Genomic DNA, 11,790 nt, shown 5'->3' on the forward strand with positions numbered 1-11,790 from the left:
CCTCGTCCCAGACGACGGACGCGGGGCCGTCGATCACGGAGGCCGTGACCTCCTTGCCGCGGTAGGCGGGCAGGCAGTGCAGGAAGATCGCGTCGTCGGCCGCGCCGGACAGGAGCGCGTCGTCCACGCGATAGGCGTCCAGGGCGGCGAGCCGCTCGGCGGCCTCGCCCTCGTCGCCCATGGAGACCCAGGTGTCCGCGGCGACGACGTCGGCCCCGGCGACGGCGGCCCGGGCGTCGGTCGTGACGGTCACCGAGCCCCCGGTCGTGGCGGCGATCTCCCGGGCGCGGGCGACGACGTCCTCGGGTGGGAGGTAGCCCTCCGGCCCGGCGACCGCGACGTGCAGGCCGGCGGTGACGCCGCCGAGCAGGTACGACGCGGCCATGTTGTTGGCGGCGTCGCCCACGTAGGCGAGCCGCTGACCGGCCAGGGCGGAGATGCCGCCGCGGTGCTGGGCCACCGTGAGCAGGTCGGCGAGGATCTGGCACGGGTGGAACCCGTCCGTGAGGGCGTTGATCACCGGGACGCGCGAGACGGCGGCCATCTCGTCGATCCGGTCCTGGCCGAACGTGCGCCACACGATGGCGGACACCTGGCGGTCGAGCACGCGGGTGACGTCGGCGACCGACTCGCGCACGCCCACCTGGGCGAGCCGGCCGTCCACGATCACGGGGAAGCCGCCGAGCTCGGCGACGCCCGTCGAGAACGAGACCTGCGTGCGCAGCGTCGGCTTGTCGAACAGCACGGCCACGCCCTGGGGGCCCGCGAGCGGCGCGCGCACGAACCGGTCCTCCCGGAACGCCATGCCGAGCTCGAGGACCTCCCGCTGCTCGTCCGGGGTGAGGTCGTCGTCGCGGAGGAAGTGGCGGGGCATCAGGACTCCCTGTCGGCAGAGGCGGGGACGGTGACGGCGGCGAAGAACCGGGCGACGTCGCGCGCCTGGTCGGCCGTGAGGATCAGCGGGGGCGCGAGGCGGATCGCGTCCGGGGCGACGGCGTTGACGACGAAGCCGGCCTCCAGCGCGGCCGCCGCGACGTCGGCCGCGACGGGCCGGGTGAGCTGGACGGCGAGCAGGAGCCCTCGCCCGCGCACTCCGGCGACGAGCGGGTTGCCCGCGGCCTCGATCTCGGAGGCGAGGACGGCGCCGACGCGGCGCACGTTCTCGAGCAGGCCGTCGCGCTCGATGACGCCGAGCGTCGCGAGGCCGGCGGCCGCCGCGACCGGGTTGCCCCCGAACGTGGTGCCGTGCTGGCCGCGGCCGAGCAGGGTCGCGGCGCGCTCGCCGAACGCGATCGCGGCGCCCACGGGGAAGCCGCCGCCCAGGCCCTTGGCCACGGTGACGACGTCGGGCACGACGCCACCGCCGATCTCCGGCTGCTGGAAGGCGAACCAGGAGCCCGTGCGGCCGACGCCCGTCTGGACCTCGTCGAGCACCAGCAGCGCGCCCGCCTCGGCGGTGAGCCGGCGGGCGTGCGCCAGGTAGCCCGGGGGCAGCGGCCGCACACCGGCCTCGCCCTGCAGCGGCTCCACGACGAACGCCGCGACGCCACCCCGCTCCGCGACCGCCTCCGGCGAGAACGCCTCGTCGAGGGCGGCGGTGTCGCCGAACGGCACGTGCTCGACGCCGCCGGGCAGCGGCTCGAACGGCTCGCGGTACGCGACCTTCGCCGTGAGGGCGAGCGCGCCCATCGAGCGGCCGTGGAAGCCGCCCTCCAGGGCCAGGACCCGGGTGCGGGTGCCGTCGTCGCCGGCGTTGCGGCGCGCCATCTTGAACGCCGCCTCCACCGCCTCGGTGCCCGAGTTGGTGAAGAACACCCGCGAGCCCTCGGGGGCGCCCGCGAGGTGCAGCAGACGCTCGGCCAGGCCGATCTGGGTGGGCGTCGCGAAGAAGTTCGACACGTGCCCGAGGGTGCCGAGCTGCGCGCTGATCGCCGCCGTGAGCGTGGGGTGGGCGTGGCCGAGCGCGTTCACCGCGATCCCGGCGAGCAGGTCGAGGTAGCGACGCCCGTCGGCGTCCCACACGTAGGCGCCCTCGCCGCGCACCAGCACACGCTGGGGCGGGCCGAACGTGTCCATCACCGCGTGGGTGTAGCGGTCGGTCCAGGCGGCGTTCGAGGCGTCGGCGAGGGCGCCGCCGCTCACCGACTGCAGGGTGTCGCTCACGCGCCTGCCTCCTTGCTCGCTGTGGGATCGGTGGTGGTGGCTGTCGGCGCGGGCACGACCATCGTGCCGTTGCCGCGGGTGGTGAAGACCTCCAGGAGCACCGAGTGCGGCTGGCGGCCGTCGATCACGGTCGCGCGGGGCACGCCGCCCTGGACGGCGCGCAGGCACGCCTCCATCTTGGGCACCATGCCGGACGTCAGGCTCGGCAGGAGGGCGGCGAGGTCCGGCGCGGAGATCTCCTCGACGAGGGAGTCCTTGTCGGGCCACGACGTGTACAGGCCCTCGACGTCGGTGAGCATGATGAGCTTGCTGGCCCCGAGCGCCACCGCGAGCGCGGAGGCTGCCGTGTCGGCGTTGATGTTGAGCACCTGGGTCGGGTCGTCGACGTCGGGCGCGACGGTCGACACGACCGGGATGCGGCCGGCGTCGAGCAGGTCCTGCACGGCCCCGGCGTCCACCTGGACGACGTCGCCCACGAGGCCGACGTCGACCGGCTCGCCGTCGACGACGGCGTGCCGGCGGGCGGCACGGAACAGCCCGGCGTCCTCCCCCGACATGCCGACGGCGTGCGGGCCGTGCGCGTTGATGAGGCCGACGAGCTCGCGCGAGACCTGGCCGGTGAGCACCATGCGCACCACGTCCATCGCCTCGGGGGTCGTGACGCGCAGGCCGCCGCGGAACTCGCTGTGGATGTCCAGGCGCTCCAGCATGGCGTTGATCTGCGGGCCGCCGCCGTGCACCACGACGGGCCGCAGCCCCACCTGGCGCAGGAACACCATGTCCTGGGCGAACGCGGCCTTGAGCCGGTCGTCGATCATGGCGTTGCCGCCGTACTTGACGACGACGAGCGCGCCCGCGAACTCCTGGAGCCACGGGAGGGCCTCGAGGAGCACCTCGGCCTTCTGCTCGGGCGCGAGCCCGTTCACGACGTCGCTGCTCATGAGCTGTACGCGCTGTTCTCGTGGACGTACGCGTGGGTGAGGTCGTTGGTCCACAGCGTGATCTCGGCGTCGCCGGCGTGCAGGTCGATCGTGATCGACACGTCACGCGACGCGGCGAGGTCGACGTCCTCCGGCGACTCGTGCGCCCCGCCCGCCTTGCACACCATGACGCCGTTGACGCTGACGTCGAGCTCCAGCGGGTCGAACGGCGCGACCTCCTCGGGGACCGTGCCGACCTGCGAGAGGATGCGGCCCCAGTTGGGGTCGTTGCCGAAGATCGCGGCCTTGACCAGGTTGGACCGGCTCACGGCCCGGGCCACGGCCAGTCCGGCGTCCTCGGTCGTCGCGTGCGTGACGGTGATGGCGATGTCGTGGGACGCGCCCTCCGCGTCCGCCACGAGCTGGCGCGCGAGGTCGGCGCAGACCGCGGTCACGGCCTCGGCGAACGCGGCGTCGTCCGGCGTCGCGCCGGACGCGCCCGACGCCATGAGCACGACGGTGTCGGAGGTCGACATGCAGCCGTCGGAGTCGACGCGGTCGAACGTCGTGCGGGTCGCCGCGCGCAGCGCCGCGTCCGTGGTCCCGGCGTCCACGACGGCGTCGGTCGTGATGACGCAGAGCATCGTGGCGAGCGCGGGAGCGAGCATGCCCGCGCCCTTGGCCATCCCGCCCACCGTCACGGTGCCGGACGGCGTCTCGATCGTGCGCACCGCGGTCTTCGGGACGGAGTCCGTCGTCATGATGGCCGTGGCCGCGCTCGTGCCCGACTCCTCGTCCGGCCCCAGCGCGTCCGCCGCGACCGGGATCCCGGCGAGCAGCTTCTCCGCCGCGAGCCGCACGCCGATGAGGCCGGTCGAGGCCACGAGGACGTCGATCGCACCGATCCCGAGCACCTCGGCGACCTTCTCCGCCGTCGCGTGCGAGTCCTGGAACCCGCCCGGGCCGGTGCACACGTTCGCGGCACCCGAGTTCAGCACGACGGCGCGGGCGACCCCGTCCTTGATCGCCTGGCGCGACCACATCACCGGCGCGCCGACCACACGGTTGCTCGTGAAGACGGCGGCGGCCGCGTGCTGCGGGCCGTCGTTGACGACCAGGGCGAGGTCGGGGGTGCCGGAGGCCTTGAGGCCGGCCGTGATCCCGGCGGCCCGGAACCCCTGCGCTGCGGTCACGCTCACGGTGCGACTCCTTCGGTGACGAGGCCGGCCGTCTCCGGCAGGCCGAGGGCGAGGTTCATGGCCTGGACCGCCTGGCCGGCGGTGCCCTTGACCAGGTTGTCGATGGCGGTGACGGTCACGACGCGCCCGGCGGCGGCGTCGAGCGCGACCTGCACGAGGGCCGTGTTGGCGCCGAGGGTGGCGGCCGTCGTCGGCCACTGGCCCTCCGGGAGGAGCTCGACGAACGGCTCGTTCGCGTAGGCCTCGGCCCAGGCGGCGCGGACGTCGGCGGCGGTGGCGTCCTCGTGGCCCGGCGCGAGGCGGGCCGTGACGGTGGCGAGGATGCCGCGCGACATCGGCACGAGCGTCGGGGTGAAGCTGATCGACACCTCCGGCGCCCCGGCGGTACGCAGGTTCTGGGCGATCTCGGGGATGTGCCGGTGCGTGCCGCCCACCGCGTACGGCACGGCGGAGCCCAGGCCCTCGGCGGCGAGCAGGTGCGGCTTGAGGGACTTGCCCGCGCCCGAGTACCCGTTGGCGAGGACCGCGACGACGTCGGCCGGGCTCACGAGGCCGGCGGCGACGCCGGGCTGCAGGCCGAGCGTGACGGCCGTGACGTTGCAGCCGGGCACCGCGATCCGGCGGGCGCCCGCCAGGCGGTCGCGCTGCGCGCCGGTGACCGTCCCCGCGCCGTCGGCGTGGAGCAGCTCGGGCAGGCCGTAGGGCCAGGTGCCCGCGTGGGCCGAGCCGTAGAACTGCTCCCAGTCGGCGGCGGACGCGAGGCGGTGGTCGGCGCCGAGGTCGAGCACGAGCACGTCGTCGGGCAGCTGCGCGGCGATCTCGCCGGACGCGCCGTGCGGCAGGCCGAGCACGACGACGTCGTGGCCCGCGAGCGCCTCGGGCGTGGTCGGCTCGAGCACCCTGTCCGCGAGGGAGCGCAGGTGCGGCTGCAGCGTGCCGAGGCGCGCGCCGGCGTTCGAGTGCGCCGTGAGCGTCCCGACCTCCAGCGCGGGGTGACGCGCCGCGAGGCGCAGGAACTCGCCCCCGGCGTACCCGGAGGCACCGGCGACGGCGACACGGAACGTGCGCGACTCAGTGCTGACCATATGCAGCACTATACATACCTATGCAATGCGCCGGAACCTGTTTCTCGCGCCCCGGGCGCCTCGGGTCAGGCGACGAGCGGCAGGTACATCACGTGCAGCCCCACGTAGCCGTGCGCCGGGCTGCGGAAGGCGCCCGGCACAGTGCCGACCACCTCGAACCCGAGCGCCCGCCACAGGCGCACCGCGACCTCGTTCGACTCCACCACCGCGTTGAACTGGATGCCGCGGAAGCCCTGCTCGCGGTGCCAGGCGACGACGTGCTCGCCGAGCGCCCGGCCCACCCCGCGCCCGCGCGCGGCGGGCGACACCATGAACGACGCCGTGCCCACGTGGTCGCCGTGGCCCGGCCGGTTCGGCCCCATCTTGGCCGTGCCCAGCAGCGTGCCGTCCGCAGCCTCCGCCACGACCGTCGCGCCCGGGGCGCGCTCCATCCAGATCTCCCGCGCCTGCTCGCTCGTGAGGTCCAGCGGGTAGACGTACGTCTCGCCCTCACGCACCACCGCCTCGATGGTCGGCCACAGGGCGGGCCAGTCGCCCTCGGTCGCGGGACGGATCGTGAACGGTGCGCGGGTGTCTCGGGTCACAGGCGAAGCATAGGGTCGAGGCCGTGACCGCCCTCCCCACCGCCGTGCCCACCGTTGCGCCCACCGTTGCGCCCGACGCGGGAGCCCTCCGGTGACGGCGGGCACCGCCGTCGAGCTCGCCGACTGGCGGCGGCGCGTCGCCGAGCTGTACGCCGCGGTCCGCGCCGCGCCCGACCCCGCGAGCGGGCACGCGACGTGGCGGGCGGGGCGCGACGCACTCTTCCGCGACCACCCGCAGAGCCCGCTGCCGGCCGGTGACCCGCTGCGGGCGACCGGGCTCCCCTCCTGGCCCTACGACCCGGCGCTGCGCTTCGAGGTGCCGCTGCGCCCCGCGCCGGCGGCGCGGCTGGAGCTCGACACGGGCGCGGACGGCACGACGACGATGGAGCGCGTCGGGGTGCTCGAGCTCCCCGGCGTGGGGACGCTCGACGCCTGGTGGCTCGCGCAGTACGGCGGCGGCCTGTTCGTCCCCCTGCGCGACGGCACCGCCGGGGACGAGACCTACGGCGGCGGGCGGTACCTGCTCGACACGGCGAAGGGCGCCGACCTCGGCGGGCGCGACGGCCTCGTCGTGGTGGACCTCAACCTCGCCTACCACCCGTCGTGCCGCTACGACCCGGCGTGGACCTGCCCGCTGGCCCCGGCGGGCAACCGTGTCGACGTGCCCGTCCGCGCGGGCGAGAGGCTGGACCCGCCCCCGGCTGCGTAGGCTCGGACGCATGCACGCAGTCGTGGCCCGCGCGGCGGGTGGTCCCGAGGTCCTGGAGTACGTCGAGCAGCCCGACCCCGCGCCCGGCGCGGGCGAGCTCCTGGTCCGCGTCGCGGCGGCGGGGGTCAACTTCATCGACACCTACCGCCGGGCGGGCGTCTACCCGATGAGCTACCCGCACGTCGTGGGCGTCGAGGGCGCCGGGACGGTCGAGGCGCTCGGCGACGGCGTGGAGGGCTTCGCCGTCGGCGACGAGGTGGCCTGGAACGAGGCGCCGGGGTCGTACGCCGAGCTCACCGTCGTCCCCGCCGCGAACGCCGTGCGCGTCCCCGCGGGACTCGATCTCGTCACGGCCGCCGCGCTGCCTCTGCAGGGGATGACGGCGCACTACCTCGTGGCGTCGACCTTCGAGGTCGGGCCGGGCCACGACGTCCTGCTCACCGCCGGGGCCGGCGGCGTCGGCCTGCTCGCGACCCAGCTCGCGGTCGCGCGCGGCGGGCGCGTCATCACGACGGTGTCCTCGCCCGAGAAGGCGGCCCTGTCGTCGGCGGCCGGCGCGGCGCACACCGTCGACTACGCGGCGATGGACGACCTCGCGACCGAGCTGCCCGCTGTCGTGCGCGACCTCACCGACGGCCGCGGCGTGCACGTCGTGTACGACGGCGTGGGACGCGCCACGTTCGACGCGTCGCTCGCGTCGCTGCGGCCGCGTGGCACGCTCGTGCTGTTCGGCGGGGCGTCCGGCCAGGTGCCGCCGTTCGACCCGCAGCGGCTGAACTCCGGCGGGTCGCTCTACCTCACCCGGCCCACGCTGGGGCACTACCTCCTCACCCGGGGCGAGCTCGAGTGGCGGGCGTCGGAGGTGCTGGGGGCGGCCGCCGCGGGCGACCTCGACGTCCGGATCGGGGAGCGGCTCCCGCTCGCCGACGCCGCGCAGGCGCACCGCGCCCTGGAGGGGCGCGCCACGACGGGCAAGGTCCTCCTGGTCCCCTGACCGGCGGCGGTCAGCCCGCCGTCGGGCTCGAGACGTGCCAGCGGTGCCCGTAGAGGTCCACGACCCACGCGCTGCGCCAGCCCTCCTCGGGCCCGTCGTCGACGCCCCGCTCCAGCCGGGCCCCGCCGTCGACGAGGTGCGCGACGAACGCATCGGCGTCCTCGACCTCGATCGCCAGCGACACCGACCATCCGCCGAGCGTCGCGGGGCTGTGCACGCGCAGCTGCTCCCACTCGTCGGACAGGTAGATCGTCGCGCCGCCGACGGCGAGCTCGGCGTGCCCGACGACGCCGTCGTCCTCGATCCGGAACCGCTCCTGCGCACCGAAGGCCCGGCGGTAGTAGTCGATGGCGTCCGCCGCGCCGCGCACCGCGAGGTACGGCACGACCGTCGCGGGGGTCTGGTCGCCACGCCCGGGCGGCGCGGGGATGGTCTCGGCGTCCTCACCGGCGTCCATGACCCCAGCGTGGCGCGGCGGGGGCGCGCACGCTAGTCTCTTGACATCAAGAAACTTGATATCGAGAGGAATTGTCATGGCCGACTGGTCCCCCTCCGCCTACCTGCGCTACACCGACGAGCGGTCGCGCCCGTTCGGCGAGCTGGTCGCGCGCGTCGTGCGCGACCCGGCGAGCATCGTCGACCTGGGCTGCGGCCCGGGGCACCTCACCCCCGTGCTGCGCGGGCAGTGGCCGGACGCCGCGTTCGTCGGGCTCGACGCCTCCCCGGCGATGATCGAGAAGGCGCGGGCCGCGGACCCGGAGAGCCGCTACGAGCTCGCCGACGTGCGCGACCACGCCGCCGGCCGCGGTCCCGCCCCCGAGGCCGACCTGGTGATCAGCAACGCCACCCTGCAGTGGGTGCCCGGCCACCGCGAGCTGCTCCCCGCTCTCGCCGCGACGGCCCGGCAGACGTTCGCGTTCTCCGTCCCGGGCAACCACGACGCCCCGAGCCACCGCACCCTGCGCGAGGTCGCCGGGCGCGCGCCCTTCGCCGCCGCCGTCGGGCCCCTCGAGCGCCGCGCGGTCGGCGACCCCGCGGAGTACCTCGAGCTCCTGTCCGGCCCGGGCTGGTCGGTCGACGCCTGGGAGACGACCTACACCCACGTGCTGGACGGCGACGACCCCGTGCTGCGGTGGATCTCGGCGACCGGCGCCCAGCCGGTGCTGCACGCGCTCGACGCGCACGACGCCGCGCACGGCACGGAACTGCGCGCCCGGTTCGACGCCGAGCTCGGCGCCGCCCTGCGCGAGGCCTATCCCAGGCGCCCTTTCGGCACTCCCCTGGCCTTCCGGCGCGTCTTCGCGGTCGCCACGCGGACGGCCTGAAGGCGGCGGGCACGGACGGCCGTAGGCTCGGTCCGTGACCGACACCACCCACCCGATCCGCATCGGCGTCCAGCTCCAGCCGCAGCACGCCGACTACGCCCAGATGCGCGACGCCGTCCGGCGCGCCGAGGACGCCGGGGTCGACGTGATCTTCAACTGGGACCACTTCTTCCCGCTCACCGGCGACCCGGACGGCGCACACTACGAGTGCTGGACGATGCTCGGCGCGTGGGCCGAGCAGACCGAGCGCGTCGAGATCGGCGCCCTCGTCAGCTGCAACTCCTACCGCAACCCCGACCTGCTCGCGGACATGGCCCGCACGGTCGACCACATCAGCGGCGGCCGGCTGATCCTCGGCATCGGCGCCGGCTGGTTCGCCAAGGACTACGAGCAGTTCGGCTACGAGTTCGGCACGGCGGGCTCGCGCATCGCCGACCTGGGCGCGGCGCTCCCCCGCATCAAGGCCCGGCTCGCGGCCGGCAACCCCGCGCCGACGCGCGAGATCCCGATCCTCGTCGGCGGCGGGGGCGAGAAGAAGACCCTGCGCCTGGTGGCCGAGCACGCCGACGTGTGGCACTCGTTCGGCGACGTCGACACCCTCACCCGGAAGTCGGCGATCCTCGACGAGCACGGGGAGGCCGTCGGGCGCGACACCGCGACCCTCGTGGAGCGGTCCGTCGGCGTGGGCGCGCCGCCCGAGGAGGTCGGGCAGAAGCTGCTCGACGCCGGCGCCACGCTGTTCACGATCGGCACGGGCGGGCCAGGCTACGACCTGTCCCTCGTCGAGCAGTGGGTGCGCTGGCGCGACGAGCGCCGCTGAACCGCCCGCCCGCGCCCCGGCCGGGGTGCCAGGGTCACCGCCCGGTGAGCACCTCGGCCAGCGGGTCGTCGTCCGCCGCCGGCTGCACGCGCAGCCGGCGCGCGGCGGGCGCCGTGGCCGCGCCGGCCAGCCGGACCAGCGACTCCGGGGTGTCGTGCGAGGCGCGGACGAACCAGCCGGAGCAGGCGTCGAGGTCGCCGCGCGCGAACGCCGTCACCAGGTCGACGGTCCGCTCGACGGGCGTCCACTCCGTCCGCCCCTCGTGGGCGCGCATCGACCCCGTCATGTCCGTGCGCACGACGCCGGGCGCGACCTCCAGCACGCGCAGGCCACGGTCGTGGCCGGCGGCGTGCAGGCCGGCGCCGAGACGCATCAGCGCGGTCTTGCTCGCGTTGTAGGCGGTCGCGTCGGCGTTGTCGTGCGAGCCGGCACCGCTGTTGAGGTCGACGACCCGCCCGCCGCCGCGCGTCAGCATCCCCGGCACGGCGTGCCGGGCCAGCAGGAACGGCCCGCGCACGTTCGTCTCGAGCACCGACCACCACTCGTCGGGGTCGGCCTCCCACAGCGGCACCTCGGCGTCGATGCGGCCGGCGTTGTTGACCAGCAGGTCCACGGCGCCCAGCCCGCCGTCGGCCGGGGACCCCTCCACGGCCCGCACGGCCGCCGCCACCGCCGCGGTGTCGGTGACGTCCGCGGGCAGCTCGAGGGCCGTCCGGCCGAGGTCGCGCACCTCGCGCGCGACCTCGGCCAGGCGGGCGGCGTCCCGAGCGACGAGGGCGACGTCCAGCCCGGCCCGCGCCAGCCCGAGCGCCACCGCGCGGCCGATGCCGCGGCTCGCGCCCGTGACCAGCGCGGTCCGGGCGGGCCGAGGCTCGACGGGCCGGGCCGACGGTGCCGACTCAGCCACGCAGCACGGCCCCCACGCGCTCGGTCGCCGCGGCGACGACCCCCTCGCGGACGGCGCGCACGTCGTCGGCGGTCAGCGTGCGGTCGGCGGCGCGCAGCCGCACCGAGTAGGCGAGCGACTTCTTGCCCTCGCCCACCTGCTCGCCGGTGAACACGTCGAAGAGTCGCGCGTCCTCCAGCAGCGGGCCCGCGCCCGCGACGACGGCGGCGTGCACGGCGTCGGCCGTCACGTCCGCGTCGACGACGAACGCGAAGTCCTCCTTCGCCGCGGGGAACGCCGACACCGGCTCGGCCACGACGGGCACGCTCCCGCCGGCGGCGATCAGCGCGCCGAGGTCGAGCTCGAAGGCCACCGCCCGGGCCGGCAGGCCCAGGGCCTCGACCACCTTCGGGTGCAGCTCGCCCGCGTGCCCGACGACGGCGCCGTCGGCCAGCGCCAGCGCCGCGCAGCGCCCGGGGTGCCACGGCATCGTGCCGGAGTCGGCCCGGACCACGACCTCCGCGCCCGCCCGCTCCGCGACGAGGCGGGCGGCGTCGAGGGCGTCCGTCCAGTCGGCCGCACGGCCGTCGCCCCACCAGCCGGCAGGCACCGCCCGGCCGGTGAGCACGCCCGCGACGTGCCGCGGCTGGTCCGGGACGGCGGAGACGAGCGCCGCGAGGTCGTCGTCCGACGGCCGCACGCCGACCGGCAGCTGCGGCGGGGCCGGGGTGCCCGGCGTCGGCCGCGTGACCAGGCCGATCTCGAAGACCGCCACGTCGGGCAGCCCGCGCGAGACGTTCCGCCGCGCGGTCTCGAGCAGCGTCGAGAGCAGGTCGGCGCGCAGGAAGGGCCGGTCGTCGGCCAGCGGGTTGGCGAGGCGCAGCGTGGTGCGGCGCACGTCCTCGTCGGGCAGGCCGAGCGCGTCGAGGTCCGCCTCGCCGACGAACGGGTAGGAGAGCACCTCGACGAGGCCCGCCTCCGCGAGCGCGCGCGCCACCGACCGGCGGGCCCGCTGCTCGGGCGTGAGGCCGCGACCGCCCGGGGCGGCCGGGAGCACCGACGGGATCCCGGCATGCGGATGTCGGCCAGGACCAGGTCGGGGCGG

General features: G+C 75.9%; 13 protein-coding genes. 4 read left to right on the forward strand and 9 right to left on the reverse strand.

Annotated features, from left to right (window positions below; all coding sequences use genetic code 11):
- The 6 genes from argF to ACFWEK_RS11775 all read right to left on the reverse strand — a co-directional run.
- Positions 1-874: ornithine carbamoyltransferase (gene argF / locus ACFWEK_RS11750; protein ID WP_430554156.1), on the reverse strand; the 874-nt coding region annotated here is incomplete at its 3' end.
- The gene (locus ACFWEK_RS11755) at positions 874-2,163 is read right to left on the reverse strand and encodes an acetylornithine transaminase (RefSeq protein WP_430554157.1); all 1,290 of its coding nucleotides are present in this window, start codon (positions 2,161-2,163) and stop codon (positions 874-876) included. The genes ACFWEK_RS11755 and argF, both read right to left, overlap by 1 nt.
- Positions 2,160-3,104, reverse strand: coding sequence for an acetylglutamate kinase (argB, locus tag ACFWEK_RS11760; protein WP_430547417.1), 945 nt, complete (start codon positions 3,102-3,104; stop codon positions 2,160-2,162). Before argB ends, ACFWEK_RS11755 begins: the two co-directional genes overlap by 4 nt.
- Positions 3,101-4,282, reverse strand: coding sequence for a bifunctional glutamate N-acetyltransferase/amino-acid acetyltransferase ArgJ (argJ, locus tag ACFWEK_RS11765; protein ID WP_430547416.1), 1,182 nt, complete (start codon positions 4,280-4,282; stop codon positions 3,101-3,103). The genes argB and argJ overlap by 4 nt, the downstream gene beginning before the upstream one ends.
- Entirely contained in the window at positions 4,279-5,367 is a 1,089-nt protein-coding gene (argC, locus tag ACFWEK_RS11770; RefSeq protein ID WP_430554158.1) for an N-acetyl-gamma-glutamyl-phosphate reductase, read from the reverse strand. The genes argJ and argC overlap by 4 nt, the downstream gene beginning before the upstream one ends.
- Positions 5,368-5,432: 65 nt before the next feature.
- Entirely contained in the window at positions 5,433-5,951 is a 519-nt protein-coding gene (locus tag ACFWEK_RS11775; RefSeq protein WP_430554159.1) for a GNAT family N-acetyltransferase, read from the reverse strand.
- A gap of 91 nt (positions 5,952-6,042) precedes the next feature.
- Here ACFWEK_RS11775 and ACFWEK_RS11780 point away from each other — a divergent pair, with 91 nt between their 5' ends.
- The gene (locus ACFWEK_RS11780; protein ID WP_430554160.1) at positions 6,043-6,660 is read left to right on the forward strand and encodes a DUF1684 domain-containing protein; all 618 of its coding nucleotides are present in this window, start codon (positions 6,043-6,045) and stop codon (positions 6,658-6,660) included.
- Between the two features lie 10 nt (positions 6,661-6,670).
- Positions 6,671-7,654, forward strand: a complete 984-nt coding sequence (locus tag ACFWEK_RS11785) for a quinone oxidoreductase family protein (RefSeq protein WP_430554161.1) — start codon at positions 6,671-6,673, stop codon at positions 7,652-7,654.
- Positions 7,655-7,664: 10 nt separating this feature from the next.
- Here ACFWEK_RS11785 and ACFWEK_RS11790 read toward each other — a convergent pair whose 3' ends face one another.
- On the reverse strand, positions 7,665-8,111 hold the full coding sequence (locus tag ACFWEK_RS11790; protein ID WP_430547411.1) for a VOC family protein: 447 nt from the start codon (positions 8,109-8,111) through the stop codon (positions 7,665-7,667).
- 76 nt (positions 8,112-8,187) lie between these two features.
- Here ACFWEK_RS11790 and ACFWEK_RS11795 point away from each other — a divergent pair, with 76 nt between their 5' ends.
- Together ACFWEK_RS11795 and ACFWEK_RS11800 are read left to right on the forward strand one after the other, a co-directional pair.
- The gene (locus tag ACFWEK_RS11795; protein WP_430554162.1) at positions 8,188-8,979 is read left to right on the forward strand and encodes a methyltransferase domain-containing protein; all 792 of its coding nucleotides are present in this window, start codon (positions 8,188-8,190) and stop codon (positions 8,977-8,979) included.
- A 34-nt stretch (positions 8,980-9,013) separates the two neighbouring features.
- Positions 9,014-9,799, forward strand: a complete 786-nt coding sequence (locus ACFWEK_RS11800) for an LLM class F420-dependent oxidoreductase (RefSeq protein WP_430554163.1) — start codon at positions 9,014-9,016, stop codon at positions 9,797-9,799.
- A 34-nt stretch (positions 9,800-9,833) separates the two neighbouring features.
- Here the strand turns inward: ACFWEK_RS11800 and ACFWEK_RS11805 are convergent, their stop codons facing one another.
- Both ACFWEK_RS11805 and ACFWEK_RS11810 read right to left on the reverse strand, forming a co-directional pair.
- Complete coding sequence (locus ACFWEK_RS11805; RefSeq protein ID WP_430554164.1) at positions 9,834-10,706, reverse strand: SDR family NAD(P)-dependent oxidoreductase; 873 nt, start codon at positions 10,704-10,706, stop codon at positions 9,834-9,836.
- Positions 10,699-11,742 carry a hypothetical protein gene (locus tag ACFWEK_RS11810; protein ID WP_430554165.1) on the reverse strand — a complete coding sequence of 348 codons (1,044 nt, stop codon included), beginning with the start codon at positions 11,740-11,742 and terminating at the stop codon, positions 10,699-10,701. Before ACFWEK_RS11810 ends, ACFWEK_RS11805 begins: the two co-directional genes overlap by 8 nt.
- Positions 11,743-11,790: the final 48 nt, after the last annotated feature.

Origin of the sequence: Isoptericola sp. NPDC060257, from assembly GCF_042726645.1 — a bacterium.
In the GTDB taxonomy this organism is placed as follows: Bacteria; Actinomycetota; Actinomycetes; order Actinomycetales; family Cellulomonadaceae; genus Isoptericola; species Isoptericola nanjingensis.